General features: G+C 71.8%; 25 protein-coding genes. 12 read left to right on the top strand and 13 right to left on the bottom strand.

The genetic code is table 11. The features are described from left to right. Positions 1 to 86: 86 nt before the first annotated feature. The gene (locus LPA41_RS10075; RefSeq protein ID WP_229069815.1) at positions 87 to 1,484 is read right to left on the bottom strand and encodes an alpha/beta hydrolase; all 1,398 of its coding nucleotides are present in this window, start codon (positions 1,482 to 1,484) and stop codon (positions 87 to 89) included. A 260-nt stretch (positions 1,485 to 1,744) separates the two neighbouring features. On the opposite strand from LPA41_RS10075, the gene LPA41_RS10070 reads away from it, so the two are divergent. Then, a complete protein-coding gene (locus LPA41_RS10070) occupies positions 1,745 to 2,869 on the top strand; it encodes a sorbosone dehydrogenase family protein (protein ID WP_229069814.1) in 1,125 nt (374 codons plus the stop codon). A 5-nt stretch (positions 2,870 to 2,874) separates the two neighbouring features. Here the strand turns inward: LPA41_RS10070 and LPA41_RS10065 are convergent, their stop codons facing one another. The 4 genes from LPA41_RS10065 to LPA41_RS10050 all read right to left on the bottom strand — a co-directional run bounded on the left by LPA41_RS10065 (position 2,875) and on the right by LPA41_RS10050 (position 5,883). After that, positions 2,875 to 3,126 (bottom strand): hypothetical protein, encoded by a 252-nt coding sequence (locus LPA41_RS10065; protein WP_229069813.1) that lies wholly within the window; start codon positions 3,124 to 3,126, stop codon positions 2,875 to 2,877. An 89-nt stretch (positions 3,127 to 3,215) separates the two neighbouring features. Further along, positions 3,216 to 3,482: a hypothetical protein gene (locus LPA41_RS10060; protein ID WP_229069812.1), complete on the bottom strand. Its 267-nt coding sequence runs from the start codon at positions 3,480 to 3,482 to the stop codon at positions 3,216 to 3,218. Between the two features lie 10 nt (positions 3,483 to 3,492). Continuing rightward, positions 3,493 to 5,163, bottom strand: a complete 1,671-nt coding sequence (locus LPA41_RS10055; RefSeq protein WP_229069811.1) for a sodium:solute symporter family protein — start codon at positions 5,161 to 5,163, stop codon at positions 3,493 to 3,495. Between the two features lie 60 nt (positions 5,164 to 5,223). Further along, on the bottom strand, positions 5,224 to 5,883 hold the full coding sequence (locus LPA41_RS10050; RefSeq protein WP_229069810.1) for an HAD family phosphatase: 660 nt from the start codon (positions 5,881 to 5,883) through the stop codon (positions 5,224 to 5,226). 246 nt (positions 5,884 to 6,129) lie between these two features. Here LPA41_RS10050 and LPA41_RS10045 point away from each other — a divergent pair, with 246 nt between their 5' ends. Next, a complete protein-coding gene (locus tag LPA41_RS10045; protein WP_229069809.1) occupies positions 6,130 to 7,704 on the top strand; it encodes a glycosyltransferase in 1,575 nt (524 codons plus the stop codon). A 522-nt stretch (positions 7,705 to 8,226) separates the two neighbouring features. Here the strand turns inward: LPA41_RS10045 and fgd are convergent. After that, positions 8,227 to 9,225, bottom strand: coding sequence for a glucose-6-phosphate dehydrogenase (coenzyme-F420) (gene fgd, locus LPA41_RS10040; RefSeq protein ID WP_229069808.1), 999 nt, complete (start codon positions 9,223 to 9,225; stop codon positions 8,227 to 8,229). Positions 9,226 to 9,235: 10 nt separating this feature from the next. Beyond that, positions 9,236 to 11,101 (bottom strand): sigma-70 family RNA polymerase sigma factor, encoded by a 1,866-nt coding sequence (locus LPA41_RS10035; protein ID WP_229069807.1) that lies wholly within the window; start codon positions 11,099 to 11,101, stop codon positions 9,236 to 9,238. Positions 11,102 to 11,236: 135 nt separating this feature from the next. On the opposite strand from LPA41_RS10035, the gene LPA41_RS10030 reads away from it, so the two are divergent. From LPA41_RS10030 to LPA41_RS10015, 4 genes are all read left to right on the top strand, one after another. Next, a complete protein-coding gene (locus LPA41_RS10030) occupies positions 11,237 to 11,635 on the top strand; it encodes an ATP-binding protein (protein ID WP_229069806.1) in 399 nt (132 codons plus the stop codon). A 149-nt stretch (positions 11,636 to 11,784) separates the two neighbouring features. Beyond that, positions 11,785 to 12,927, top strand: coding sequence for a PP2C family protein-serine/threonine phosphatase (locus LPA41_RS10025; RefSeq protein WP_229069805.1), 1,143 nt, complete (start codon positions 11,785 to 11,787; stop codon positions 12,925 to 12,927). Positions 12,928 to 13,003: 76 nt separating this feature from the next. Further along, entirely contained in the window at positions 13,004 to 13,468 is a 465-nt protein-coding gene (locus LPA41_RS10020; protein ID WP_229069804.1) for a MarR family winged helix-turn-helix transcriptional regulator, read from the top strand. A 22-nt stretch (positions 13,469 to 13,490) separates the two neighbouring features. After that, the gene (locus tag LPA41_RS10015; protein WP_229069803.1) at positions 13,491 to 14,372 is read left to right on the top strand and encodes an LLM class flavin-dependent oxidoreductase; all 882 of its coding nucleotides are present in this window, start codon (positions 13,491 to 13,493) and stop codon (positions 14,370 to 14,372) included. Between the two features lie 101 nt (positions 14,373 to 14,473). Here the strand turns inward: LPA41_RS10015 and LPA41_RS10010 are convergent, their stop codons facing one another. Beyond that, positions 14,474 to 14,824 (bottom strand): Lsr2 family protein, encoded by a 351-nt coding sequence (locus tag LPA41_RS10010; protein WP_229069888.1) that lies wholly within the window; start codon positions 14,822 to 14,824, stop codon positions 14,474 to 14,476. A gap of 190 nt (positions 14,825 to 15,014) precedes the next feature. Between LPA41_RS10010 and LPA41_RS10005 the strand changes: the two genes are divergently transcribed. Together LPA41_RS10005 and LPA41_RS10000 are read left to right on the top strand one after the other, a co-directional pair. After that, complete coding sequence (locus tag LPA41_RS10005) at positions 15,015 to 15,446, top strand: hypothetical protein (RefSeq protein WP_229069802.1); 432 nt, start codon at positions 15,015 to 15,017, stop codon at positions 15,444 to 15,446. After that, positions 15,437 to 16,795 carry a serine hydrolase gene (locus LPA41_RS10000; protein WP_255689452.1) on the top strand — a complete coding sequence of 453 codons (1,359 nt, stop codon included), beginning with the start codon at positions 15,437 to 15,439 and terminating at the stop codon, positions 16,793 to 16,795. Before LPA41_RS10005 ends, LPA41_RS10000 begins: the two co-directional genes overlap by 10 nt. Before the next feature lie 96 nt (positions 16,796 to 16,891). On the opposite strand, the gene LPA41_RS09995 is transcribed toward LPA41_RS10000, so the two are convergent. Then, complete coding sequence (locus LPA41_RS09995; RefSeq protein WP_229069800.1) at positions 16,892 to 17,392, bottom strand: DUF456 domain-containing protein; 501 nt, start codon at positions 17,390 to 17,392, stop codon at positions 16,892 to 16,894. A 194-nt stretch (positions 17,393 to 17,586) separates the two neighbouring features. Between LPA41_RS09995 and LPA41_RS09990 the strand changes: the two genes are divergently transcribed. Beyond that, entirely contained in the window at positions 17,587 to 18,498 is a 912-nt protein-coding gene (locus tag LPA41_RS09990; protein WP_229069799.1) for a sigma-70 family RNA polymerase sigma factor, read from the top strand. A 169-nt stretch (positions 18,499 to 18,667) separates the two neighbouring features. Here LPA41_RS09990 and LPA41_RS09985 read toward each other — a convergent pair whose 3' ends face one another. Beyond that, positions 18,668 to 20,986 (bottom strand): ATP-binding domain-containing protein, encoded by a 2,319-nt coding sequence (locus LPA41_RS09985; protein WP_374238138.1) that lies wholly within the window; start codon positions 20,984 to 20,986, stop codon positions 18,668 to 18,670. Positions 20,987 to 21,160: 174 nt separating this feature from the next. Here LPA41_RS09985 and LPA41_RS09980 point away from each other — a divergent pair, with 174 nt between their 5' ends. Then, the gene (locus LPA41_RS09980) at positions 21,161 to 21,676 is read left to right on the top strand and encodes a hypothetical protein (RefSeq protein ID WP_229069798.1); all 516 of its coding nucleotides are present in this window, start codon (positions 21,161 to 21,163) and stop codon (positions 21,674 to 21,676) included. Positions 21,677 to 21,787: 111 nt separating this feature from the next. Here the strand turns inward: LPA41_RS09980 and LPA41_RS09975 are convergent, their stop codons facing one another. Beyond that, positions 21,788 to 22,645 (bottom strand): sigma-70 family RNA polymerase sigma factor, encoded by an 858-nt coding sequence (locus LPA41_RS09975; RefSeq protein WP_229069797.1) that lies wholly within the window; start codon positions 22,643 to 22,645, stop codon positions 21,788 to 21,790. 245 nt (positions 22,646 to 22,890) lie between these two features. Here LPA41_RS09975 and LPA41_RS09970 point away from each other — a divergent pair, with 245 nt between their 5' ends. After that, complete coding sequence (locus tag LPA41_RS09970) at positions 22,891 to 24,468, top strand: DEAD/DEAH box helicase (RefSeq protein WP_229069796.1); 1,578 nt, start codon at positions 22,891 to 22,893, stop codon at positions 24,466 to 24,468. A 119-nt stretch (positions 24,469 to 24,587) separates the two neighbouring features. Here LPA41_RS09970 and LPA41_RS09965 read toward each other — a convergent pair whose 3' ends face one another. Further along, positions 24,588 to 25,238: a hypothetical protein gene (locus tag LPA41_RS09965; RefSeq protein ID WP_229069795.1), complete on the bottom strand. Its 651-nt coding sequence runs from the start codon at positions 25,236 to 25,238 to the stop codon at positions 24,588 to 24,590. 17 nt (positions 25,239 to 25,255) lie between these two features. On the opposite strand from LPA41_RS09965, the gene LPA41_RS09960 reads away from it, so the two are divergent. Further along, on the top strand, positions 25,256 to 25,420 hold the full coding sequence (locus tag LPA41_RS09960) for a hypothetical protein (RefSeq protein ID WP_229069794.1): 165 nt from the start codon (positions 25,256 to 25,258) through the stop codon (positions 25,418 to 25,420). Between the two features lie 19 nt (positions 25,421 to 25,439). On the opposite strand, the gene LPA41_RS09955 is transcribed toward LPA41_RS09960, so the two are convergent. Beyond that, on the bottom strand, positions 25,440 to 26,486 hold the full coding sequence (locus LPA41_RS09955) for an App1 family protein (protein ID WP_229069886.1): 1,047 nt from the start codon (positions 26,484 to 26,486) through the stop codon (positions 25,440 to 25,442).

The following is a 26,486-nucleotide window of genomic DNA, read 5'->3' as shown; positions in this document are numbered from 1 at the left end:
CTCCAGTCAGGACAGCGTCAGTTGTCAATACTCTGCCTACCGGGGATCTCGCCGGGGCACAACCGCAGGGGCCACTCCGCCGTCGATCAGCCGACCCCGTACGGCACCGGCGCGACCGGCGGGCAGGTCACGTCCGGCGCCGGCAGGGTCAGCGCGGTCAGGTACCGGTCGACGGCGCCGGACACGCAGTCGCTGTGGCTGTAGGCGACGTGCCCCCAGCCGTCGTAGGTGAGCAGCCGCGCGCTGGGCCCGAGCTGGGCGGTCACGCTGCGCGCCCAGGAGTACGCGGTGGCCGGGTCGTGCCGCGAGTTGACCAGCAGGACCGGCCCGGCCGCCTTCGGGATCGGGCGCTGCGGGTCGACCGGCGGGTCGGGCCAGCCCGCGCAGCCGGAGACGGCGGTCAGTGCCAGCGGCGAGGCGAGCATCTGCGGCGCCCGCCGCGCGGCGGCGTCGAGGAGCCTGCGGTACTCCGGGTAGCCGCCGACCGGCAGCGACCAGTCCCGGCACATCACGGCCGGGAAGCTGTGCGGGGTCAGCTCGATCTGGGGGCGGGCACGGCGGCCCACCGGCGCCGGCTCGTACGCCTCCTTCAGGTAGTAGGCGAAGGAGTACCACTGCGGATCGTAGAACGCGCTGAACGCCGCCGAGATCAGCTCCCAGGGACGCAGCGGGCTGGGCGGATCGTACGGGTCGGTGAGCGTGCCCGCCGCCGCCCGTTTCATCAGCTCCGCCCACACGGCCCGGATGTCCCGGCCGCGCAGCGCGCACTGGGTGTCCCGAGCACACCACCTCACGAACTCGTCGAAGGAGTCCTGTGCCGCCTCCGCGGTCCGGCCGAGGAAGTCCTCGACCGCGGAGCTGTGGTCCATGACGCTGTCCAGCACCAGGGCCCGTACCCGGCCGGGGTGGCGCTCGGCGTAGAGCTGGCCGATCAGCGACCCGTACGACGCGCCGTAGAAGTTGATCTTCTCTTCGCCGAGGGCGATCCGGACCGCCTCCATGTCGCGGACCACGTTGCCGGTGCCGGCGTGCCGGAAGACCGGGCCGCTGCGCGCCGCGCAGTCCGCCGCGAGCCGCCGGTTGTAGTCGCCGAGCGCGGCGAACTCGGTCTCGTTCGCGGCCAGCGGCACCGGTTTCGCGTCGACCAGATCCTGCGCGCACAGGATCGGGGAGCTGCGGCCGACACCGCGCGGATCCATTCCCACGATGTCGAACCGGCGTTCCACCTCGTCGCCGAAGAGCTCGGTGTCCAGCGCCTGGTTGACGGCGGAGGCGCCGGGGCCGCCCGGGTTGACCATCAGCACGCCGAGCCGCCGGGACCTGTCGCCGGCCGGGCGCCGGGCCAGGGTCAACTCGATCGAGGGACCGTACGGCTGGGACCAGTCGGCGGGCACCCGCATCGTCCCGCACTGCGCCTTCTCGTCCTCGGGACACGGTTCCCACCTGATCGCCACGGCATTGCCACGCCGGAAATCCGGTGGCACGCCGAAGCCTCCGTTGGCCCCGGCCGGTGGTGGCGCGTACCAGAAAATGCTGGTGAGGGTGAGCAACGCGGCCGTGACCGGCCGCCATGATCGCGGGTGTCCAGCTCGCAAAACCCATCTCCGCCCTGCGTGGCCGGCGCACCACGCGGCACCCATCTTGGGCCCGATCACCCCGGCTGATCCGGCAAACAGCTACTTTTAGCGCAGATTGGGCAGCCAGCGGCGAGCCGCGCGGAGCACGATCGTGGCAACGTTGAGCGATGAATGTCATCCGGATCACCCGCCTGGCGCTCGCGGTGACGGGCGCGGCGCTGCTGACCGCGTGCTCCACCGGCGACGGCGACGGGGCACCGCCCACCGTGCAGCCGGTGCCGCCGGTCTCCGCACCGGCGTCCGCGGCGACAGCGTCCGCGGCGACAGCGTCCGAACGGGCGCCGTCGGGCGTTCCGGACCTCTCCGCGCCGGAGACGGTGGCGGACGGGATCGACGTGCCGTGGGGCCTGGCCCTCCCGGCGGACGGCAGCGCCCTGGTCGCCGAGCGCGACACCGGCGACATCCTCCGGGTGCGGCCCGGTGAGCAGCCACGACGCGTCTACACGGTGCCCGGCGTGGACGCCGGGGGCGAGGGCGGGCTGCTCGGGCTCGCGGTGCGCGACGACTGGGTCTACGCCTACCACACCGCGACGGACGACAACCGGATCGTGCGGTTCCGGCTGACCGGTGGCGGCCGGCCGGAAGTGATCTTCGAAGGCATCGCCAAGGGTTCGCGGCACAACGGCGGGCGGATCGCCTTCGGGCCGGACGGCATGCTCTACGTCGGCACCGGCGACGCGGGCGACGAGCCGCGGTCCCAGGACCGGGACGACCCGAGCGGCAAGATTCTGCGGATCACCGCGGCGGGTGAGCCGGCGCCCGGCAACCCGTGGGCGGGCTCACCGGTCTGGACCCTGGGTCACCGCAACGTGCAGGGCCTGGCCTGGGACGACCAGGGCCGGATGTACGGGATCGAATTCGGTCAGAACAGGTACGACGAGGTGAACCTGATCGAGGGTGGCAAGAACTACGGCTGGCCGGCGGTGGAGGGCCGTGCCGATGACGACCGGTTCGTCGAGCCGATCGTCGCGTGGGACACCGACGAGGCCTCGCCGAGCGGTGCGGCGGTCTCCGGCGACACGCTCTACGTCGCGGCGCTGCGCGGGGAGCGGCTGTGGACGGTTCCGCTCGGTGGTGGCTCGGCCCGGGCCGAGCTCACCGGGGAGTACGGGCGGTTGCGCACGGTCGCCGTGGCCCCCGACGGCTCGCTGTGGCTGACCACGTCGAACACCGACGGCCGCGGCGACCGGCGCGCGGACGATGATCGGATCTTGCGTTTCCCGGCGCGATGACGGGGTTACCGGCTGGTCGGGGGCAGTTGCGGCAGGGACGAGATGGCGTGGGCGTACTGGCTGATCTGCCGCTTGTTGGGCACGACGCCGTAAACCCGGAGCTGGTCCTGGATCGCCTGTTTGACGGCGTCCTCGCTCTGGCCGCGGTGGGTCTGCATCACCTGGTTCACGACGTAGTCGACACGGAGCTGGACCTGCCAGCCGGGGTCCCGGCGGGCGCCGGTGGTGAGGCCGCTGAGGGCACTGAGGGCGTTCATGCCCGGGTTATCGGTCGTACCGATCCGCGTCTTGATGATTTGCGGACCCAGTGCACCACGACCGCAACCCGGGCACACCGTCCTGGCCATCAGTCTTTCGGGGCGGGCTCCTGAGTGGCCTCCTCGGCCGGTTCCTGCGGCAGCGGCTTCGGCGGGTTGAGCCGCAGCCAGAGCAGCATCAACAGGCCCAGCGCCAGCATCGCGAGGCCCATCCAGAGGTTGATCCGGACGCCCTCCGCCTTGTCGATCTCGGCCTGGGTGTCGAAGATCCCGAGCCCGGTGACGATCACGCCGTAGACGACGAACAGATACCCGATGACGGACCGGACGTCGAACAGCCGGTTCTTCTCACGCATGGTCAGCTCCTCACCAGACGGGGATGTAGAGAACGACGGCCAGGACCACGGCGATCGTGCCGAGCAGCACCGGGTTGCGCCACCAGACCTTCTCACCGGAGATGATCGTCTCGGCGGAGGTGGAGTCGCCGCCGAGCCCGTACACCAGGCCGCGCAGCTCGCTCTCCGGCTTGCTCGGGGTGAACATGGTGACGATGATCGCGACCACCACGGCGGTCACGAACGCGGCACCGGCACCCCAGAAGCTCTCCTCCAGGTCGGAGTTGAAGTGGAAGACCTCGGTGAGGTGACCCACGTACAGCGTCAGCGAGGCGAGGAAGCCCAGCAGCAGCGACCAGAAGCCGGCCCACGGCGACATCCGCTTCCAGAACATGCCGACGATGAAGGTGGCGAACAGCGGCGCGTTGAAGAGCGAGAACAGCGCCTGGATGTAGTTCATGATGTTGCTGAAGCCGGCCGCGATGAACGCGGTGCCGATGCCGACCAGGATGCCGCCGATCGTGGCGATCCGGCCGACCCGGATGTAGTGCGCGTCGTCGGCGTCCTTGCGGATGTAGGTCTGCCAGATGTCGTACGTGAAGACGGTGTTGAAGCCACTCACGTTCGCCGCCATGCCGGCCATGAACGAGGCCACCAGACCGGTCACCGCGACACCCAGCACGCCGTTCGGCAGCAGGTCCCGCATCAGCAGCGGGATCGCGTTGTTGTAGACCATGTCGCCCTCGTCCGCGCCGAGCCCCTTGATGGTGACCAGGGCGATCAGGCCGGGGATCACGGTCACCGCCGGGATGAGCAGCTTGGGGAAGGCGCCGATGATGGGCGTACGCCGGGCGGCGTTCATGTCCTTGGCGCTCAGCGCCCGCTGCACCTCGGCGAAGTTGGTGGTCCAGTAGCCGAACGAGAGCACGAAACCGAGACCGAAGATGATGCCGATCCAGTTCGCGCCGAGCGGGTTACCGGTGCCCGCGGTGTCCGAGAACGTGTTCAGGCCGGCCTCGCCGAGCGGGGTCTGCCGCACCTTCTCGAACAGGCCGTCGATGCCACCGACCTTGACCAGGCCGACCACGGTGAGCGGGATCAGACCGGCCAGGATGACGAAGAACTGGAGCACCTCGTTGTAGATCGCCGAGGAGAGGCCGCCGAGCGTGATGTAGACGAGCACGATCGCCGCGCCGATGACGATGGACAACCAGAGCGGCCAGCCGAGCAGGGCTTGCAGGATCAGGGCCAGCGCGTACAGGTTCACACCGGCGATAAGCATCTGCGCCACCGCGAAACTGACCGCGTTGAACAGGTGGGTCGGCCGGTTGAAGCGGCGCCGCAGGAACTCGGGGACACTACGGACCTTGGAGCCGTAGTAGAACGGCATCATCACGATGCCGAGGAACACCATGGCCGGCACCGCGCCGATCCAGTAGTAGTGCAGGGTCATCAGGCCGTACTCGGCGCCGTTGGCGGCCATGCCGATGATTTCCAGGGCGCCCAGGTTGGCCGAGACGAAGGCCAGACCGGTGACCCAGGCCGGCATCGACCGCCCGGACAGGAAGAAGTCGGCGCTGCTCTTGATGGCACGGCGGGCGGCGAATCCGACGCCCAGAACCGTGACGAAGTAGATCGCCAGAATTAAGTAGTCGACGATTCCGACGTCGAGCCGAAGACCCTCCGCAGCAAGGGTTCGCACGGGCCCACCTCCATTGGTCGGCCCGTGCGTTACCCGAATCGAAGATTTTTCACACGAAATTCACAGGGTGGTGATCATCTCCGGTGTGACCTCCGCGATTCCTGTCACGACACGGCTCGCGGCGGCGAGCGCGTCGGCCGCCGGCGGGTAGACGCCGTGCGGCACCGCGATCACCGCGAGCCCCGCCGCGGCGGCCGACCGCAGCCCGTTGCTGGAGTCCTCGACGGCGGCACAGACCGCCGGCGTGAGACCCAGCTTCGCGACCGCGGTGAGATAGACGTCCGGCGCCGGCTTGCCCCGGGGGACCTCCTCCGTGGAGAGGGTCACCTCGAAGGCGCCGGTCAGCCCCGCCGTCCGCAGCACCTGGTCGATCAGGAGCCGCGCCGACGAACTCGCCAGCGCCAGCCGGTAATGCTCGCCGAGCGCGCGCACCACCTCGACCGCACCCGGGATCAGCGGCAACGCCTCCGTGTAACGCTGCGCCATCCGGCCCAGCACGTCGGCCGCCACCTGCTCCGCGGTGCGCGGCACACCCACCTCGTCGGCGAGGTGCGCGGACCACTCGCCGGTGCTCATGCCCATCATCCGGTCCTGGCTGTCCGGCCGGAACTCGCGGCCGAACTCGGCCACATAGCCGCGCCGCACCTCCTCCCAGACCTCCTCGGTGTCGATGATCACGCCGTCCAGGTCGAAGACCACCGCTTCGATGCTTTGCTTCACATCGATCACCCTACTGCATTTCGTGTACGGACAGTGACGCCCCTGCCACGCCTCCGGAGCCGACCGGCCCGCTTCGACCCGGCGGGATGATCACTATCAACCGTTAGGGCCGGTTGTCCCGGGGTTGCAGGCAGGTAGCTTCGGCACAGCACGCCAGCCGAAACCGGGAGTCGCCGCGACATGCCAGTTCCGCCGAGCCACCGCGCCACCCCCGGCCACCGCCCGCCGTCACCCTCCGTAAGCATCGTGATCGCGGTCAGCTCGTCTCGGGTGCCCGGCGCCGGCCGTACCGCAGGCAGTACCGCGGGCCGTGGCGCCGCCCGTGCCGCGGACCGTGACGCGGGCCGCGCCTCGCGCCGCGCCTCAGGCCGTGACGCGGGCCGCGCCTCAGACAGTGACGCCGGGCTGGAGTCGCTGCCCGCGTTGATCAGCTCGTTGCCGCCGGTCCACGAGGTGATCGTCGTGGTCGGACCCGGCGAGGACACCACCCGGCCGCTCCCCCGGGCCGCCCGCACCATCCGGCAGACCCGCACCGGCCCGGGCAACGCGATCGCCTGCGGAGTGGCGGCAAGCACCGGCGACGTGGTCGTGACCCTCCCCGGCGACGGCTCCTGCGACCCGGCCGACATCCCCCGCCTCCTGGCCGCCCTGCAAGAGGGCGCGGACACGGCACACGGCTCCCGCTACCTCGCCCCCGTCCGAACCGCCCGCTCGCACCACCTCGCCCCCGTCCGAACCGCTCGCTCACACCACCCCGAACCCGCCCGGGCCGCCCGCTCGCACCACCCCGAACCCGCCCGGGCCGCCCTGCTCACCCGCTGGGCCGACCTGATCGTGCTCTGGTTCCTGCGAGTCCTCTTCGGCTGCCGGCCCACCGACCCCGGCCACGGCTACCGGGCCTTCTGGCGGGACACGGCCGACCGCATCGGCCTGCCCCCGGTGGCCGGCCTGGAATCGGCCCGCGGCGACGGCCCCGAGATCGACGCCCTCCTCACCGCCCGCACCGCCGCCGCCGGCCTGCGCGGCGCCGAGGTCCCGGTCACCGTCCACCCGCTCACCGTCGGACGGCCGTTCCTGACAGCCGTACGCGCCCTGCTCGCCGAAGCCGCCGCCCACCGCCGGGCCGCCCGCGCCGGCACACCGGCCAGCATCGTCGTGATGACCGGTTCCGCCCACACCGCCCACCACCACGCCCGCCGCACCCCGAACCCCTCCACCGGCCGCAGCACCCCCGGCCCCAGCGCCCCCGGCTTCTTGCCCAGCCGCAGCACCGCCGGCTTCTTGTCCAGCCGCAGCACCGCCGACACCACCAGCTCATCCAGCGACTACAGCGCCGATTCCTCCGCGCCGGGCCGGTCGCTGATCAACGCACCGCGCCGGGCGCACCGTGCACTCGCCGACCAGGCACCGCTCTGGCCTGTGCCGAACCAGCGCCGCACACACCCGGCCGGCGGCCAGTTCCACGGTCTCACCGAGCGCCGCAGCGGAGAACGCCGCAACAGTGACCGGGCCCACGGTTCGGCACACCGCGACCGCCGGCGTGCAGAACCGCCGTTCACCGGCCCCGCTCCCGGCCATGCCGCACCGAGCGAAGCGAACTCCGACCGGGCGATGTCCGTTTCAGATCGCCGGAACACGCCTCTTGCTCGCGGCCGGTCGGCCCTGGAAGGCGCGACGAACCTGACCCGTCGCCGCTGGCGGGACAGCCACATCGATCGGAATGCTGCGAAAACCGACACCGGACGCCCCAACCTCCGCGTGATCAACGGCGAGGGGGCGGGCCCGCACGGCCGTCGCAGCGACCACTTGCGCTCCGTCTGAGAAAGCGCTTCCGCTGACGCCGGACGCGCCGAGCCGAGATGTTGATCTGCTAGCGCTACGAAATCGCTGTGATCAAGGGGCCATGACCGCGATTCCGCTCCGCCAGCAGATCAACAAACGCCGCGTGGGCACCACACCGGCGGACGCAAGGCAGCCGATCCCAGCCGCTGACGTCACTGATGGAACAGCGCCGGGGGCACAAAACATCAGGCCACGAACCAGTACAAAACGACCATGTGAGGCGGTCGGCAGATAAGACAGCCGCAAGCGAGGCGGCCGCAGGAGGAATGCCGGGGCGAGGCGGCAGCGGGAGAGAACGCCGGGGCGAGACCGCCGGGTGGGAGAAACATCATGGCCCGGCGGCCGGCGTGGAGAACGCCGTGCCCCGAACAGGCCAGCGCAGGAAAACGCCGTGCCCCGAACAGGCCAGCGCAGGAAACGCCGTGGGCTGCCGGGTGGGGAAGAACAGACGGTGAGCCCCGGGTGTGGGGCTCACCGTGTTCGGGCGGGTGGGGCGGTCTCTCAGCTGCGGTTGCGCAGGAGCGGGAGCACCTCGGTGGAGTACAGGCGCAGGAAGCGTTCCTGGTCCGGCCCGGGCGCGTGGAAGACCAGGTGCTTGAAGCCCATGTCCAGGTATTCGGCGACCTTGGCGGCGTGTTCCTGCGGGTCGGAGGAGACGATCCAGCGGCTGGCGGTGCGGTCGACCGGGAGGGCGTCGGCGAGGCGCTGCATCTCGATCGGGTCCTCGACGCCGGTCTTCTCGTCGGGGGACAGGGCCAGCGCACCCCAGTAGTGGGTGTCGTTGCGGGCCCGGTCGAGGTCGTCGTCGAACGAGACCTTCACCTCGATCATCAGGTCCAGGTCGTCGATCTTGCGGCCGGCCTTCTCGGCGCCCTCGGTGACGGCGGGGAGCAGGGTGTCGGTGTAGAGCGCGTGGCCCTTGCCGCTGGTGGTGATGAAGCCGTCGGCGATGCGGCCGGCGAGCCGGGTCGCCGCGGGACCGGAGGCGCCGATGTAGATCGGGACGGGGATTTCCGGCTTGTCGTAGATGGTGGCGTTCTCAGTGGAGTAGAACTGCCCCTCGTACGTGACCCGGTCCTCGGCCCACAGCTTCTGGATCAGCAGGACCGCCTCCTTGAGCCGGGCGAAGCGTTCCTTGCCGTCCGGCCAGCGGGTGCCGAGCAGCACCTCGTTGAGCGATTCCCCGGAGCCGACGCCGAGGATGGCGCGGCCCGGTGCCAGGCAGCCGAGCGTGGCGAAGGCCTGCGCGACCACGGCGGGGTGGTAGCGGAACGTGGGCGTGAGCACGCTGGTGCCGATCAGCACCCGTTCGGTACGCGCGGCGAGCGCACCCAGCCACGGCAGCGCGGCGGGCGCGTGGCCGCCGTCGTGCCGCCACGGCTGCAGGTGGTCGCTGACGAAGACCGAGTCGAAGCCCAGCTCTTCGGCGAGTGTCCCGTACTTGAGCAGTTCAGCCGGCGCGAACTGCTCGGCCGACGCCTTGTATCCGAACCGAATCATGAAACGAAGACTAACCTGCTGCCCGGTACGCCTTCCCGGCCTCGGTCGGTGTCCGCCCGTCCCGGTAGAGGCCGAAGTCGGTGCTGTCACCGACGGCGGGGAGCCCGAACCAGGCGTACCGCTGGACGTGGGAGCGCTTCTCCAGCCCGGCCGTGGCGCCCTTGATGAAGGTGACCTTCTGGGCGTCGCTCGGGTACTTCGGGGACCCGCCGAAATTGATCAGACCGAACTCGGTGATCCAGATCGGTTTGCCGTACTTGGCGTGCACCGCGTCGACGTAGCCGAGGAACTGGTTCACGGCGGCCTTGCTGAAGTCGGAGCCGTACCAGTGCAGGGCGATCGCGTCGACCCGCAGGCCCCGCGACTCGGCACCGGTCATGAAGCGGTCCAGCCAGCCGCCGTCGGTGTCGCCGCCGAACGCGACCGCCGGGCTGACCAGTTTCATCCCGGTCGCCTCCAGTTGCGGCCAGGCGTCCAGGGCGGCCTCGACGGTCATGTTCGACTGCTCGGCCAGGTCGGGTTCGTTGAAGCCGAGCAGCCAGTCGTCGCCCTCGGCCTTCGCCTGCTTCAGAGTGGCGCCGGTGACGTTCGCGGCCCCCCAGATCATCGGCACGAACTCCACGCCGGCCGGGCCGGGCACCTCGTTGTCGTTCGGTGACCACGAGTAGTACCAGGACGCGCCGACGTCGGCGAGGGCCGGCTTGACGCCGTCGAACTTCCAGACCGCCGCGCCCTTCTTGCCCGAGGTGGCGGCGGCCGGGACGGCAGCCTTGCGGGAGGCGGGCGGCTTCGAGGCGGGGGCTTTCGAGGCGGGGGCACGGGAGGCGGTGGGCGAGGCCGAGAGCGACGGCGAGGGTACGGGCGACGACGGCACCGAGGCCGTCGAGGAGGCAGCCGGGGACGTCACGGCCGGTATGACCAGGGCCGCCGGCGCGGCAGCGGGTGGTTCGGGCGAGCGGGACGCCAGGACCGCCGCTCCGCCGCCGGCCACCGCACCGGCGACGACGAACCCGGCGAGCACCTTCGACAGCACGGAACCGCCGGTTTTCGCCGCGAGATGTGCCGGGACGGTTTTCGCTGCGGTTGTGTGAGCGGTGGCCGTACTCGCGAAGGCTTTGATCGAAGCCGGCGGCAGCGGCACCAGCGCCATGCCCGCCAGGAGCCGTTCGGCGGCGATCAGGTCGTGCCAGGCGGGTGCGCAGAGCCGGCATTCGCGGGTGTGCCGGGCGATGCGTTTGCGCCAGAGCGCGCCGGGGCGGCCGTCCCAGCCGGTGACAAGCGTCGCCAGGTCCGGGCAGCGGGGTGTCCGGTGCAGGGCCCGGACCACCGCGCGGGCCGTCTCGAGTTGTGCCTTCATCCGCTGGATGCGCACCGCGGCGTGCTGGCGGCCGACCCCGGTGGCCTCGACGATCTCGTCGCGGGTGAGTTCGCCGGAGGCTTCCAGCCACCACAGCGAGAGCAGTTCACGGTATTCCTCGTCCAGCCAGCGGGTCGCCTCCGCGGTCTCCCGGCGCTGGCCGGAGAGTTCCAGGCGGGTGATCGCCAGATCGGTGAAGTCGGCACCCGGGTCGCGCAGGTCGGCGTCGAGCAGTTCGTCGCCGGTGCTCTGCCGGGTGCGGAACCGTTCCCGCACCTGGCGCACCGTGATCGCCACCAGCCAGGAGCGGAACGCTTCAGGGTCGCGCAGCTCGCCCAGGTTGCGGAGCACCCTGATCATGACTTCCTGCACCACGTCGTCGACGTCGGCGTGACCTTCCAGGGCCCGGCCCACGATGGTGTAGACCAGCGGCAGATAACCGGCCACCAGCCGATCCACGGCCGCCGGGTCACCGGCACGCGCCGCGATCACCGTCGCGATGTCGGGCTGTTCAGCCATGGTCCCGCCTTTCCTTAGTGCATCCGCACGTCCACCGGATAGGGAGACGGGCGCGCCGACCATGGATAACACGAATCGCCGGAGCACATCCGGGCCCGGCGATTAGCGGAAGCGGTGATCGGGCACAGGTAGGGCATGCGTATGTCGGTCCGGCTCAATCTGCCGCGCGAGGTGGACAGCGTCCCCGCCGTGCGCCGACTGCTGCGATGCGCGCTGACGAACCTGCGGGTGGATCGTCAGGCCGGCAGCGATCTGGAGATCGCGCTCACCGAGGCGTGCGCCAACGTGGTGAAGCACGCCGCCGGCGCGGAGAACTTCGAGGTCCACCTCGACGTGGCCGAGGACCGCTGCTCGATCGACGTGGTCGACCAGGGTGCCGGCTTCGACATCACCGCGGCGAGCGTCGCGTCCCCGGCGTCCAGCAGCGAGCGGGGACGGGGACTTTTCCTGATCCGGGCGCTGGCCGAGAACGTGCGGATGCAGTCGAGTGCGCGCACCGGAAGTCTCATCCACTTCGAGAAGTCCTTCGCCTGACGGCAGGCGGACGGGCCGGACGGGCCGGACGGGCCGGTGGCCTGTCCGGCGCCGCAATGCTTGCCGTATAACAAATACTTGTCGCCCGGGTGTCGCGTACGCGGACCCCGCCACCGCCGTGCACAGGCTCATCGGAGAGGAGTGTGGAAATGTCCGATCAACCGGTCCCCCTGGGCGTGCTCCTGCGAGCCGCCTCGCCGGATCGCCTGCCCGAAGTGGCAGCCGAACATCTGCGCCGCCACTTCGATGCCGACCCGGTGGAGGTGTACGTCGCGGACCTCACCCTGAGCGGTCTCCGGCCGCTGCTGTCCGACGAGACGGCGGACGTCGATCCGGCGGCGCTGCGCTGCCTCGGCAGCCAGTGGGCCGGCAGCGAGACGACCGCGGGCGGCACGACCCGGATGTACCTGCCGCTGAACAGCTGGGGTGAACGGGTCGGGGTGCTGCGCCTGGAACTGCCGGCACGGCCGGAGCCGGAGCTCGCCGAGCAGTTGCATTTCGCCGCCGACGAGCTGTCCACCGCCCTGCGCGCCGCCGCCACCAGCACCGACCGGTACCGCCGGGCACAGCGCCGCGACCGCCTCACCATGGCCGCCGAACTTCAGTGGGAGCTGCTGCCCGGACGGTCCCTCGGCGACGAGCGGTTCCTGGTCGCGGGATTGCTCGAGCCGGCGTACGACGTCCGGGGCGACCACTTCGACTGGGCGCTGGACGACGACCGCCTCACCGTGACGGTGCTCAACGGGTTCGGTGACGGGCTCGAGTCGGCCCTGCTGACCACGGTCGCCGTGAACGCCATGCGCAACGCCCGCCGCGCCGGGGCCGACATCGTCGAGCAGGCCGAACTGGCCTCGGACGCGGTGCACGACCGCCGCGGCGGCGCCGCCCACGTGTCCACCCTGCTGCTCGAGATCGACCTGGTCGGCGGGCAGGTCGACGCGGTCGACGCCGGCTCACCGCGCTGCCTGATCGCCCGCGGCCCCGAGGTGGAACCAGTCACACTGGAGCAGCAACTGCCGTTCGGGATGTTCCCCGAAGCCCACTACGAGATCCAGCGATTCCGCCTGGAACCGGGCGACCGGATGCTCGTGGTCAGCGACGGCGTGCACGCCGCGATGCCCGGCGGCCGGTCCCCGTTCGGGGAGTCCGCGCTGCTCAGCGCCATTCGGCGGACACGGTTGCAGCCCGCCACCGAGGCGATCGGTACCGTGATGCGAAGTCTGCGCGACTACCACGCCGGCGCCGACTCCGAGGATGACGCCGTGACGGTCTGCGTGGACTGGCGGCGCTGAGCCCGGTTCGGCTACCGCCCGAACGGGTATGGGGTGCAGACTGACTGGTCCGCGACCTTCTACAACGGGGATCGTCATGGAACGCGCCATCGAACTTGCCGCCGCCGTCGAGGCATCGGCCGAGGCGCTGGCGGCTGTCCTGGAACGGGCCCGCTCCGCCATGAGTCCGATGGTGCCGCCGGCCCAGTTGCGGGTGCTCACCATCGTGGCCGGCAACCGGCACACCAACATGAGCCGCCTGGCCGAGGCCCTCGACGTCGTACCATCCTCGGCCAGCCGGCTCTGCGACCGGCTGGAGGCGACCGGCCTGCTGCGCCGGGTCGCCGACCCGCGGGACCGCCGCGAGGTCCGGCTGCTGCTCACCCCGGCGTCCCGGCGGCTCCTGGCCGATCTGCGGTCCCGCCGCCGGCAGGCGCTCGCCGAGGTCCTCGATCGGATGCCGGCGTCGGCGCGACAGGACCTGCTGCGGGCCCTGCAGTCCTTCGAGGTGGCCGCCGGGCCCGGCGCCGAGGAGGCGGACGGCGGCCTGCGGTCGGCCTGACCAGGGGAGGTAACCTTCCCCGGTGCGTATCGGCATCGTGATCCTTCCTGACCGCCGCTGGTCCGAGGCCCGGGGCCGCTGGCGCCTCGCCGAGGAGTACGGCTTCGACCACGCCTGGACCTACGACCACCTCGGCTGGCGTGACCTCGCCGACGGCCCGTGGTTCGACGCGGTGCCGACGCTCACCGCCGCGGCCACGGTGACCGAGCGGATCCGGCTCGGCACCTACGTGGCGTCGCCCAACTTCCGGCACCCGGTCCACTTCGCCCGGGAGGCGCTCGCGCTCGACGACATCTCCGGCGGCCGGCTGCTGCTCGGTCTCGGCGCCGGCGGCACCGGTTTCGACTCGGCGGTGCTCGGCCGGCCTGAGCTGACCCCGCGCGAACGGGTCGACCGGTTCACCGAGTTCCTCGAACTTTTCGACACGATCCTGCGCAACCCGGCCACTACGTGGACCGGGTCGCACTACGCGGCCGTCGACGCCCGCAGCATTCCCGGGCCGGTGCAGGAGCCGCGGCCGCCGTTCGTGATCGCCGCCAACGGGCCGCGGGCGCTGCGGCTGGCCGCGCGGCACGGTCAGGGCTGGGTCACCACCGGCGCGCAGGGATGCGAGACCGCCGACGAATGGTGGGCCTCGGTCACCGAGATCCGGGACCGGTTCGACGCGGCGCTGGTCGCCACCGGGCGGCCGTCGGACGCGGTGGACCGTTACCTCAACCTCGACTCGTCGCCCGTTTACTCATTGAGCAGCGTGGACGCGTTTGTCGACGCGGCCGGGCGGGCCAGGGAGCTCGGATTCACCGATGTGATCACGCATTGGCCACGGGAGTCCAGCTGGTACGCGGGCGACGAGAAGGTGCTCGAAGCGGTCGCGGCGGAGCTTCCGGGCATCCGTTTCCCGTAAGCCGTTTCCGGGCACGTTCTGTCCAATTCGGACGCACCGAGTGGGATTTCTCACGCATGCTGTGCCGATGGCGCGGCACCGGCACAGCATCGTGGGGTGAATCAGCGGCCGTTGGCCGCCCGGTACGCGTTGCTTACCTCCTGCGGAATGCGGCCGCGCTCGGAGATTTTGTGCCCGTTCCGGATCGCCCACTCACGGATCAAGCGGTTCTCGTCGCGCGAACCGGCCGTGCGCGCGGGCGCCGCTGCCCGCGACGGGATACGACCGCCGGTCGTCCGGCCCAACCGGGTGCCGGCCGTGATGTACGGATCCAGCGCCTTCCGCAGCTTTCCGGCATTGGCCTCGGAAAGGTCGATCGTGTAGCTGACGCCGTCGAGACTGAACTCGACCGTCCGATCCGCCTTCTTGCCGTCCAGATCGTCGATCAGGGTGGTGATTACCTGCCGCGCCATAACGACTCCCGAGAGAATATTAATCAACCGCGCCCAGTCTCGCGCGCAACCGGCTCACTGCGCAACTCCTCGCCGCGATCCGGCAATTCTTTCCGTCCTTCTTTACCGAATAGAGACGCCGGGATTTGGCGGGCGAATCCCGCAAAGCCCGGTTGACCGCAGCCCCGCCCCGCGCGTTAGGGTCTGCGCCATGCAGGACGAGCACGTCGCCTGGCGGGAGCAGCAGAGGCTGGCCGCGGCCGGTCGCGCGGCAGCCCTCGAGGCGGAGCGCGCGGCGGAGGCACGGCAGGCGTCGGCACTGCTCGACACGTTCGTCGTCCAGGCCGCCGAGCGCGGGCTCGAGCCGCACCCGCTCGTCGCGCGGGCCCTCGACGGCCGGGCGACCTACAAGACGCACCTCCGCGGGTGGTACCTGAAATCGAACCGCTCGGTGGCCGTCGGCGAGGACGGGGAGTACTACATCCTCACCGTTCCGCCGTCGCTGCGCGCCCGGTTCACCGGCGCCGACCTCTCCCCCAGCCGGCCCCGGCTGATCGTCGGTGCGGGCGGCGGCGACGGCGAACCGGTCCCGTTGAAGCAATTGCTCGATCGACGCCTGGAGGCGGGAGCACGTTGGCCGTGAAGATCTTTGCGTCCCTGAGCGCGACGGTCCTTCTGCTCACCCCGGTTCCCGCTTCGGCATCCCTTTCCCCGGCCGGCCCGGCACTTTCCGGGGCGGTCCCCGCCCTTTCCCGCACCGGCCCCGCCGTTTCCGGGACCGGCCCGGCTCTTTCCGGGACCGGCACGGCACTTTCCCGGACCGGCCTGGCTCTTTCGGCGGCCCGGGCCGAAATACCCTGCCCCAAGCCGAAGGTGGCGAAGCCCAGCGCCCCGCCGCGCCCCACCCCGCCAGCGGCGAACGCCGAACACCTGGTCGTCGGCGGCGAAGACCTCGCCACCCGTGGCCTGATCGTCCCGGACGGCAGCCCAGCACCGCCCGCCCTTACCGCCACCACGTGGCTCGTCGCCGACCTGGACACCGGTGAGGTGCTCGGCGCGTGCGGGCCGCACGTGCACCAGACCCCGGCCAGCGTGCAGAAGATGCTGCTGGCGGCCACCGCGATCGACGACCTCGACCCGAAGCAGCAGATCACCGCCACCCGCAGTGACCTGGACATCGAACCGGGCAGTTCGGCGGTGGGCATGGTGGTCGGCGGGAAGTACCCGGTCTCCACGCTGTGGCTGGGACTGCTGCTCAACTCCGGCAACGACGCGGCCAACGCCCTGGCCCGGATGGCCGGTGGCGGCGGGACGGACGGCGTCGCCAAAACCGTCGGGGAGATGAACGCGCTGGCCGAGCGGCTCGGTGCGTACCAGACGCACGCCGTCACACCGTCCGGGCTGGACGGTCCCGGTCAGTTCACCAGCGCGTACGACCTGGCGCTCATCGCACGGGTCTGCTTCGCCAGTGCGGACTTCCGCAAGTACGCGCTGACCCGGAGCGCGAACATGCCGGCGCAGAAGAAACCGAAGGCCGGCGGTTTCCAGTTCCAGAACGAGAACAAGCTGATCTACAACTACCCGGGCGCGCTGGGCGGCAAGACCGGCTTCACCACGCTGGCCCGGCACAGTTACGTCGGCGCGGCGCAACGCGACGGGCGCCGGTTGGTCGCCACCCTGCTCGGCGCCGAGGCCCGCCCGATGCGCGGCTGGGAGCAGGGCGCCGCACTGCTCGACTGGGGCTTCTCGCTGCCGAAGGGCAGCGCGGTCGGCAACCTCGTCACGCCCGAGGAGGCCGGCCGGACCGAGGCGCCCGCGGAGCCGGAGACGGCGGCGACGGCCCCCGCCGTGCCGGACGCGGCAGCGCAGCAGAAGGAGGCGCCGCGCGGGCTGTCGGTGGTGGCCGCGCTCTCGGTCGCCGTGCTGCTCGCGCTCGCCCCGCTCCTGCTGCTGCTCACCCAGCGACGCCGCCGCCGACTGGGCCGCCGCTAGCCGGCTGGGCCGCCGCTAGCCGGCTGGGCCAGCCGCCGGAACTCCGCCGGCTGGCCGGCACCCGGTCAGCCCCGCGTCGACAGGGCAACCGGCGGCTCAGGCGGCGAAGAGGCCGAACACCCAGACCAGGGCCATCGCCAGTGCCGCCGCCAGCTCCACCAGCAGGGAGAGCCCGACCGCGGCGATCGCGGACCGGGTCGTCGGCCAGGCCCGCTCGGCGCCCAGCCGGTTCACCTCGACCAGCCAGATCCCCAGCACGAAGCCGAGCACCAGGCCGATCACCGGCACCACGAAGAAGCCGATCAGGCCGAGCACCCCACCGGCCAGCAGCGCCGAGGTCGGGACGCCGGTGCTTTTCAGCTTCTTCCCCGGCCAGAGGAACTTGATCACCAGGCCGCCCGCGGCGATGAGCGTGGCGGCGCCCAGGACCAGCCACCGCACCGTGCCGCTGCCCTCGCCGAGGAGCGCCCAGAGCAGCACGCCGGACCAGCTGAGCAGCAGGCCGGGCAGCACCGGCAGGAGCACGCCGACCGCGCCGATCGCGATGAGCAGGCCGGACAGAAGGGTGATCGCCGCGCCGGTGTCGCCTAGATTCATGCGGCACACAGTAGCCAGGCCCGCCGAATGCTCATGCCGGCCCGCCCGCCGCCGATAGCTGGACAACGCCGCGGAAGCCCTGCCCGGAACAACCGGCATGCAACCGTGAGTGACCCGGTGGCGCACCCTCCGCTCGCGAATCTTTCTCCTGTCAGCCGGTGCCGCAAGGCGCCGACACACACGGGGGAGACGACTTGACCAGCAACGTGGCTATCGCTGCCGACCTTGCCGCCACCACCGCCGCGGTTCTCACCGCCGCGGAGCAGGAGGAGCTGATCCGCACGCACATGCCGCTCGTCGGCCACCTGGTGCGGGACATGCTCAGCCGGATCCCCAACCACATCCACCGCGACGACCTGACCAGCGCCGGCCTGCACGCCCTGGTCACCGCGGCCCGTGGCTTCGACCCGGAGCGCGGCGTCCCGTTCAACCGCTTCGCCGGCACCCGCATCCGCGGCGCGCTCCTCGACGAGCTGCGCTCGCTGGACTGGGCGACCCGCTCGGTGCGGTCGAAGGCCCGCAACACCGACACCACCCGCCAGGAGCTCACCACCACGCTGGGCCGCAGCCCGTCGGCGGAGGAGCTGGCCCAGGCGCTCGGCACCACCACCACCGACCTGCAGCGCACCGACACCGACGTGCAGCGCGCCACCGTGCTGTCGTTGCAGGGCTTCACCACCAGCAGCGCCGACGACCTGGTCACCGAGCGTGCCCCGGGCCCGGAGGAGATGCTGCTGCGCCGCGAGCAGATCGGCTACCTGCACCACGCGATCGCCTCGCTGCCGGACCGCCTGCAGACCGTCGTCACCGAGTACTTCCTGCGGGAGCGCCCGATGGCCGACATCGCCGCCGACCTGGGCGTCACCGAGAGCCGCGTCAGCCAGCTGCGCGCCGAGGCGCTGTCCCTGCTCAAGGACGGCCTGAACACCCACCTCAACCCGGAGCTCGCCCCGGTCCCGGAGAACCCGGAGAGCATCGTGGCCCGCCGCCGCGCGTCCTACTACGCCAACATCGCCAGCAACACGAACCTGCGCAGCCGCCTCGCCATGACCAACGAGCACGGCCACACCACCCTCGGCCGCGGCCTCGCCAAGGCTGCCGCGTAACTCACCCGCACGACCAGGGCCCGGCGTCATCGCGACGCCGGGCCCTTTTCAGCTGTACGCCTCCGTCCGCACCTCGGACCAGGCCTGTACGCCTCCGTCCGCACCTCGGACCAGGCCGGTGCACGTCCGGCCGGATCTCGGGCGGGACCGGCACGCCTGCGGCCGGATCTCAGGCGAGGCTGGACAGGACCTCCGGGAGCCGGTCCGTGTGGAGCACCCCGAGCCGCCGCGTGGCCCGGGTGACCGCCACGTAGAGGTCGGAGAGACCCCGTGGACTCTCCGCGAGGATCTCCCCCGGCTCGATCACCAGAACCGAGTCGAACTCCAGGCCCTTCGCTTGGCGCACCGTCATCAGCACCACGTGGTTGAGCAGGTCCGGTTGCTCGCCGACGGCCGCACCGGGCACGGCGTCCACGAGGGCCGCCCCCAGCGTCGCCTCCAGCCGTTCCGGCACGAGCACGCCGAGGCGACCCTCCTCGATCAGCGCGGCCTCCTTGCGGACGTCCGCGATCAGTTCCTCGGCGAGGCCGGCGGGCGGCACCCGGCGCGCCCACGGCGTCACGCCGGCCGAACGCACCGAGCGCGGCGGCCGCAGTGCCGGGTCGACGGCGGCGAGCACGTCCGCCGCGACCGCCATCACCTCGGCCGGGGTGCGGTAGTTGACGGTCAGCTCGACCAGGCGCCAGCGCTGCGCGACGTACGGCTCGAAGACCTGCTCCCAGGTCGTCGTGCCGGCCAGCTCCGAGGTCTGCGCCACGTCACCGACCACGGTCATCGACCGGCTCGGGCAGCGGCGCATCAGCAGGCGCCAGGCCATCGGCGACAGCTCCTGCGCCTCGTCGCAGATCACGTGACCGAACATCCAGGTCCGGTCGGCCGCGGCGCGCTCGGCGGCGGTCCGCGTGTCGATCACCTCGTGCCGTTCGACGAAGGCGCTCGCGTCCACCACGTCGAGCGCGGAGAGGATCTCGTCCTTCTCGGTGCCCTCGTCCTCGAAGTCGAGCGACCGGGAACCTTCGACGATCTCCAGGACGCCCTCGGCGTACTCGATCGCCGCCTCGCGCTGCCGCTGCTTCTCCCGGGCCTTGAGCGTGTCGTCGACGCCCAGCAGTTCGGCCAGTTCGTCGAGCAGCGGGACGTCGGCGGGGGCCCAGCCGGCCGACCGCTCGCGCAGCAGCAGGGCGCGTTCCTCCGGGGTGCACCCGGCGGACTCCAGCCGGTCGGCGTCGCTGAGCAGGTCGCGCAGCACCTGACGCGGGGTCAGCACCGGCCAGAACTCGAAGAGCGCCCGCTGCACGTCGATGTCCTCCCGCAGCTCGCGGCGGGTCTCGGCGAGGTCGGCCTCGGAGAGCAGGTTGTCACCCCCGAGCGGGTCGGCGCCGATCCGCTCGGCGATCTGCAGGGATAGCTGGTGGATCGCCTCGGTCACGAAGACCTGCCGGGCCACGTTGTGCGGGCGCTCGGTGCGGCGGGCGGCGGACCGGGCGTCCTCGAGCACCGAGCGCTCGATCCGCAGCGGGTAGCCGTCGTGGTCGACCTCGACGAACTCGTCGGGCACGGTCTGCCGGTCGGCGACCGCGTTGTCGAGCACGTCGAGCATGTGCAGGCTGCCCTTGAGCGCGGCGGTGGCCGGCGGCTCGACGGCCCGGGCCCGGACGCCGGGGAACATGTCGCCGAGCGTGGCCAGCAGCACGCCGGTCTCGGCGAGCGACGGCAGCACCTGGGAGATGTACCGCAGGAACGTCGTGTTGGGCCCGAGGATCAGCACGCCGGACCGGGTCAGCTGCTCGCGGTAGGTGTAGAGCAGGTAGGCCGCCCGGTGCAGAGCCACCGCGGTCTTGCCCGTGCCCGGACCACCCTGCACGACCAGCACGCCGGGCAGTCCGGAACGGATCACCTCGTCCTGCTCGGCCTGGATGGTCTCGACGATGTCGCGCATCCGGCCGGTGCGGTTCGCGGTGAGCGCGGAGAGCAGCGCCGCCTCGCCCGTCACGTCCTCCCGCCCGGTGCCGTCGCCGGCCGAGATGTCGAGCACCTCGTCGTCGATGCCGGTCAGCACCCGGCCGCGGGTGCGCAGGTGGCGGCGGCGGGTCACGCCGTCCGGGCTGACCGCGGTGGCGAGGTAGAACGGCCGCGCCGCGGGTGCCCGCCAGTCGACGAGCAGCGGGTCGCGATCCCGGTCCTCGGCGAAGAGGCCGAGCCGGCCGATGTAGCGGGGATTGTCCGCGGCGAAGTCGAGCCGGCCGAAACAGAGACCGTTCTCGACCGAATTGAACTGCGCGAGTTGTTCGGCGTAGTGGCTTCGGGTGGCCTCGCGCTGCGCCCGGCCCTGCGGCGTGCCACCGGCCTCCAGCAGGATGCCACGCAGCCGGCTGTCGGCCTGCTCACGCAGCTGGTCCAATCGCCCGTAGAGCGTGGTCAAGTACGCCTGTTCGGAATCGATCTCGGCGTCCGAGCTTGACAAAGTCGCCCCTTTTCGTGCTATCATTCCGGCGCTGGCAACCATTCCGATGGTTGCCATTTTGCTTTTCTGCCACAGCATTCGGCAAACGCCCAGACTAGCCGATCCGGCGGAGGTTACGGGCCGGGGCGGGAGTGTCCGCAATCCGTCTTCGACACACCGGGGCGTTACGCCCGGCGGCCGGCCGTCATTAACCGGGTCATGGACTACAACCACCCGTTCAACCGTCGTCTCGGCGCCGTGGCCCTCGCCGCGATCGCCACCCTCGGCGTCACCGCCGGCTGCTCCGACGATGCCGAGGTCCCGGCCGGCAACGCCGCCGCTGCGGCCGGCGGCCCGGAGCCGAAGACGATCGACGGCGCGAAGGCGGCCGCGCAGACGGTGTTCGACCGGTTCAGCGGCGGGGACTTCGCCGGCGCCTGGGAGCTCTACACCTCGGCCGGCAAGAAGGCGATCAGCAAGGTCGACTACATCAAGCTCAACGAGGCCTGCTCGCGCAAGGGCCTCGCGATCCAGCTGACGAGTGCCCGGATGGAGGGCGCCGACCGGGCCATCGTGATCGCGAAGCAGCTCGTCGCGGCGCAGTCCTACACGATGGTCTACGAGGCCGACGCCTGGAAGCTGGAGCCGGCCAAGGAGGGCCTGGCGCTCTACAAGCTCGGCGCGGCGAAGGCGATCGCCGCCCAGAAGAAGGCCGGGACCTGCGCGAGTGCCTGAGTGATGCCGGGGCCCGCCGCGAACCGCGGCGGGCCCCGTCCAACCTGGGACGTCTCGGGCCGGCCCGTGCGGGCCGGACTGGGTGGCCGGAGTGGGTGCGGCCGTGGCGGGCTAGGCGGCGACCGACATGGGCAGGCCGTCGGTGCTGGTCATCGCGAGCCGGGTACGCAGCGTCCCGCGGGTCGCGATCCTGTCGTAGTACGCCGCCCGGCGCCGGGCCACACAGCCCTCCTTGGGCGGGGCCTGCGCCGCCAGCGCCGGGTCCAGGTGGGTGTTCATCCCGTCGCGCAGCAGCACCAGCGCCTCGGCACGCAACTGTGACACCCGCGACTCGCTGACCCCGAGCTCGGCGGCGATCTGGGCCATCGGCCGCTCCTCGAAGAAGTAGCCGCGCACCACCACCCGCAGCCGCTCCGGCAGCGCCTCGACCGCGTCCCGCAGGTAGCCGAAGCGCTCCCGCCGCAGCAGCATCTCCTCGGGCCCGGCGCCCGGCTCGGTGACCATGTCGTCGGCGGTCGCGGTGGCGAAGCCCTGGAGGCTGAAGACGGTGGCGCGGTGCACGTCGTCCTCGGCAGCCTCCAGGTCCTCCACCGTGCAGCCGAGCCGCTCGGCGACCTCCCGCACGGTGGGCGTCCGGCCCAGCTCGGCCATCAGTTCCTCGCGGGCCGAGTCGGTACGCCGGGCCCGCTGCCGCACCGAGCGGCTGGCCCAGTCCAGGCCGCGCAGCTCGTCCACCAGGGCGCCGCGGATCCGGGTGGCGGCGAACCGGGGGAACGGCACGCCGCGCTCCGGGTCGAAGCCGCGGGCCGCCGCGACCAGGGCCGCGTAGCCGGCCGAGAGCAGGTCGTCGCGGTTGACGTGCGCGGGGACCCGGGCCAGCATCTCCCGGACCAGATGCCCGACGAGCGGCATGTTCGCCCGTACGATGTCTTCGCCACGCCTCTCGGTCACAGGGGTGTCACCGGTCATCAGGGGGTCTCCTCGATCGCCTGCCGGGCGGGGATCCCGGCGCTGAGGAGAAAGATCCGGCCTGCTGAGTGCGGCACGGTTCGCCGTCGGGTGCGAACCGGTTGCGGATCGTGCCCGGTACAATGATCTGGAGCGGCCACCCGTCTGGTCCAGGCCGCACTCGGATCGACCACCACGCGCCGCGGCCGGGAAAATGGTCAGCGCCGGGCAGGACGATTCTCGACGACCTTGGAGTTCGCTCTTATATGACCACCTTTTCCGAGCTCGGCGTGCCCGCCGTCCTCACCACGGCGCTCACCGGACTCGGCATCACCACCCCGTTTCCGATCCAGGCCGCCACACTGCCCGACACCCTCGCCGGCCGTGACGTTCTCGGCCGGGGCCGCACCGGTTCCGGCAAGACGTACGCCTTCGTCATCCCGCTGGTGGCCCGCCTGGCCGCCGCCTCCCGCGCGGCCCGGTCCGGCCGCCCGCGTGCGCTGATCCTGGCGCCCACCCGGGAGCTCGCCACCCAGATCGAGGCCACCCTGCGCCCGCTCGCCGACGCGGCCGGCCTGCGCACCCTGGTGGTCTTCGGCGGGGTCGGCGCCAACCCGCAGATCAAGGCGCTGAAGGCCGGTGTCGACGTGCTCGTCGCCTGCCCGGGCCGGCTCGACGACCACATCCGCAACGGGCACGCCGCCCTGGACGATGTGGAGATCACCGTCCTGGACGAGGCCGACCACATGGCCGACCTGGGCTTCCTGCCGGTGGTGCGGCGGCTCATGTCGCAGACACCGGCCCGCGGTCAGCGGCTGCTCTTCTCCGCCACTCTGGACAACGGCGTCGACGTGCTGGTGCAGCGCTTCATGCGCGACCCGGTGACGCACCACGTCGACTCGGCCGCGCAGGCGCCGATCGAGATGGACCACCACGTGCTGCACGTCACGCACGACGACCGGTTCGGTGTGCTCGTCGACCTGCTCGCCGCGCCCGGCCGCTCCGTGGTGTTCACCCGGACCAAGCGGCGCGCCAAGGTGCTGACCCGGCAGCTGAACGCGGCCGGTGTGCCCGCCGTCGAACTGCACGGCAACCTGGCGCAGAACGCCCGCAACCGCAACCTCTCCGCGTTCTCCGACGGCACGGCCGGCACGCTCGTCGCCACCGACATCGCGGCCCGTGGCATCCACGTCGACGACGTGGCGCTGGTCATCCACGCCGACCCGCCGGTCGAGCACAAGGCGTACCTGCACCGGTCCGGCCGGACCGCCCGGGCCGGCGCCCGCGGCACGGTGATCACCCTGATGACCGACGACCAGCAGGCCGACGTGCGCGACCTGACCCGTAAGGCCGGCATCCGGCCGACCACGCGCCGCACCCGGCCGGGCGACACCCTGCTCGCCGAGCTGGCGCCGGGCGAGCGCACGTTCGCCGCACCGTCCGCCGCGGTCGCCATGCCCGCACCGGTCAGCGACCGCGACACCGACCCGGACGGCGCCGGTGACTCACGTCGCCGTCGTGGCGGCCGGGGCAGGCGTCCGGCGGGTGCCGGCGCGACCCCGGACGCGCGTGCCAAGCAGTCCGACGCGGCGGCCGGGGGTTCGCGCCCGGCCCGCAAGTCCGCCGGCACGCCGGAGGGCAACCCGGCACGGTCCGGGCAGGCCCGCTCGGGTCAGCCCCGGTCCGGCCAGGCGCACAGCAACGGCCAGGCGCGCACCGCGGGCGCCGCACGGGGCTCGGGCCAGGCACGGAGCCGCACGGGTACGCCGCAGCAGCGTCCCGCCTCCGCCGGCGGCGCGGCCGCCTTCTCGGCGCGTACCGGTAACCGCCGCTCCGCCCGCTGATCCGGTGATCGCCACCGCCCGCTGAGCCAGACGGCCGGCCGGCTCCCACCCGTGCGGTGGGGCCGGCCGGCCGGCTTCGTTCAAGCCTCCGGCCGGGGCATCGTCCGGCCGGGCTTCGTTCAGGCCTCCGGCACGCGGACCGCGAGCTCGTCGGAGAGCCGGTAACCGGGACAGAGCTCCAGCTCGTCGCCGGACCAGAAGCGGCCCGGGTCGTACCAGTTGGCCTTGCGGCCGCGCGGCAGCAGGCCCATGTCCTCGTAGGTGATCGCGACCACCTCGGCGCAGTACGCCTTCTCCAGGGTCGCGTCGCTGACCTCGCCCGGTTTCCACGGCACCCGGATCTGCGGCACCCGGCCGCGCAGCCACCGGAAGGCCAGTTGCGAGGTGGACGGGAACGGGGTGCCGTCCAGCCGGGCGACCGTCTTGAGCGCCTGGTCCTCCATCTCCTGGGTGACGCCGGGGTCGAGCTGGCGCAGCCAGCCCCGCTGGCCGTACCGCCGGGCCCACACCGTGACCGCGTCGCGCAGGTCGTGCAGCTGCACGCCGCGCTGGAAGTTGCCGGACCACATGTCGGGCAGGGACCTGCCCAGTTCGGCGTGCCACATGAGCGGCGGCATGTCGTCGATGACCAGGGACATGCCGACGTGGTTCACCGGGCTGTTGGTGAGCGCCTGGATGGCACGGTCCGGGCCGGACCGGCCCCGGAAGATCCAGATGTCACCCGTACGCGTCAGGTCGATGGCCTCGTCGAGGCTGAGTTCGGCAACCACGTGTCTATCCTCAGCTGATGCGTTGGTGGAAGATTGCGGGACTGGCAGGGCTGGCGGGCGTCGCGGCGACGGGCGCGGTGATCGCCCGGGCGGAGCGGCGGCGCCGGGCGTACACCCCCGAGGAGATCCGGCAGAAGCTGCACGAGCGGGTCAACGAGGCCGCCGAACCGGCCGCCGACTGACGGCTCGTTGCGGGCACGCTCACACCACGTCGGTGTCGCGCAGCAGGGACCAGAGGCCGGCACCGTCCGGGGCGGAGAACCACGTCTTGCCGCCGGACGGGTGCACCTCGGCGGTCTCCGACGGCCCCGGTATCGCGCCGGCCAGCACCGCCTGTGTCGGCGAGAGCCGGCGGATCGCGACGGCGCTCACGTGCTCCGGGTGCGACCGGGCGAACTCGGAGTAGATCTCCTGGTCGTGCTGGCCGTCGTCGCCGATCAGCAGCCACCGGATGTCCGGGAACTCCTCGGCGAGCCGGCGCAGCGACCTGCGCTTGTGCTCCTGGCCGCTGCGGAACCAGCGGTCCGGGGTGGGCCCCCAGTCGGTGAGCAGGATCGGACCGGCCGGGTAGAGGTGCCGGCTGAGGAACCGGGTGAGCGTCGGCGCCACGTTCCACGCGCCGGTGGACAGGTAGATCACCGGCGCGCCCGGGTTGGCGTTGACCAGCCGCTCGTAGAGCACCGCCATGCCGGGCACGGCGGTGCGCGCGTGTTCGTCGAGCACGAACGTGTTCCAGGCGGCCAGCAGCGGCCGCGGCAGGGCGGTGACCATGACCGTGTCGTCGATGTCGGAGATGACACCGACCTTGACGCCCGGGTCGATCACCCGGATCGGGGCGTCCACCGGGGTCGCACCATCGGTGTGCATCCGGGCGGTGCCCCAGCCGGGCTCCAGGTCGCCCTTGACCTTGCAGTCGACGTAACCGCTGCGGTCCGACCGGGTCTCGGTGACGGTGCCACCGACCTCGATGCGGACCACGGCGCCGTTGACCGGGGTGGTGGTGAAGCTGCGCCAGCCGCGCACCTTCTCCCGGCGTTTGCTGACCGTGCCGGGCCGGGCCAGCAGGACCCGGCCCACGACGCGGGCCCAGCCGGGTGCGCCGTACCCGGTGTAGGCGGTGATGTACGGCTTCCAGCCGCGCCCCATCAGCCGTCGTTCGATGAGCTCGTGCACCGCGTCCTCGACCAGGGCGGCTCGATGCATGTGGGTGATGGGCGCGCTGCCGCCCGCGGGAGTTACCGTCACCAT

The organism is Actinoplanes sp. DH11, assembly GCF_020873875.1.
Classification (GTDB): domain Bacteria; phylum Actinomycetota; class Actinomycetes; order Mycobacteriales; family Micromonosporaceae; genus Actinoplanes.
The sequence above is the reverse complement of the archived record's forward strand: the minus strand, read 5'-3'. Positions and strand labels throughout refer to the sequence as shown.

Excerpts from the sequence above, each read along its gene's own strand:
- LPA41_RS09960 (WP_229069794.1), top strand. The coding sequence starts at position 25,256 with ATGCGTTGGTGGAAGATTGCGGGACTGGCAGGGCTGGCGGGCGTCGCG.
- LPA41_RS10020 (WP_229069804.1), top strand. The coding sequence starts at position 13,004 with ATGGAACGCGCCATCGAACTTGCCGCCGCCGTCGAGGCATCGGCCGAG.
- LPA41_RS09955 (WP_229069886.1), bottom strand. The coding sequence starts at position 26,486 with ATGGTGACGGTAACTCCCGCGGGCGGCAGCGCGCCCATCACCCACATG.
- fgd (WP_229069808.1), bottom strand. The coding sequence starts at position 9,225 with ATGATTCGGTTCGGATACAAGGCGTCGGCCGAGCAGTTCGCGCCGGCT.
- LPA41_RS10070 (WP_229069814.1), top strand. The coding sequence starts at position 1,745 with ATGAATGTCATCCGGATCACCCGCCTGGCGCTCGCGGTGACGGGCGCG.
- LPA41_RS09980 (WP_229069798.1), top strand. The coding sequence starts at position 21,161 with ATGGACTACAACCACCCGTTCAACCGTCGTCTCGGCGCCGTGGCCCTC.
- LPA41_RS09985 (WP_374238138.1), bottom strand. The coding sequence starts at position 20,986 with ATGATAGCACGAAAAGGGGCGACTTTGTCAAGCTCGGACGCCGAGATC.
- LPA41_RS10025 (WP_229069805.1), top strand. The coding sequence starts at position 11,785 with ATGTCCGATCAACCGGTCCCCCTGGGCGTGCTCCTGCGAGCCGCCTCG.
- LPA41_RS10065 (WP_229069813.1), bottom strand. The coding sequence starts at position 3,126 with ATGAACGCCCTCAGTGCCCTCAGCGGCCTCACCACCGGCGCCCGCCGG.
- LPA41_RS10035 (WP_229069807.1), bottom strand. The coding sequence starts at position 11,101 with ATGGCTGAACAGCCCGACATCGCGACGGTGATCGCGGCGCGTGCCGGT.
- LPA41_RS10010 (WP_229069888.1), bottom strand. The coding sequence starts at position 14,824 with ATGGCGCGGCAGGTAATCACCACCCTGATCGACGATCTGGACGGCAAG.
- LPA41_RS10060 (WP_229069812.1), bottom strand. The coding sequence starts at position 3,482 with ATGCGTGAGAAGAACCGGCTGTTCGACGTCCGGTCCGTCATCGGGTAT.
- LPA41_RS09975 (WP_229069797.1), bottom strand. The coding sequence starts at position 22,645 with ATGACCGGTGACACCCCTGTGACCGAGAGGCGTGGCGAAGACATCGTA.
- LPA41_RS09995 (WP_229069800.1), bottom strand. The coding sequence starts at position 17,392 with ATGAATCTAGGCGACACCGGCGCGGCGATCACCCTTCTGTCCGGCCTG.
- LPA41_RS10005 (WP_229069802.1), top strand. The coding sequence starts at position 15,015 with ATGCAGGACGAGCACGTCGCCTGGCGGGAGCAGCAGAGGCTGGCCGCG.
- LPA41_RS09970 (WP_229069796.1), top strand. The coding sequence starts at position 22,891 with ATGACCACCTTTTCCGAGCTCGGCGTGCCCGCCGTCCTCACCACGGCG.
- LPA41_RS10030 (WP_229069806.1), top strand. The coding sequence starts at position 11,237 with ATGCGTATGTCGGTCCGGCTCAATCTGCCGCGCGAGGTGGACAGCGTC.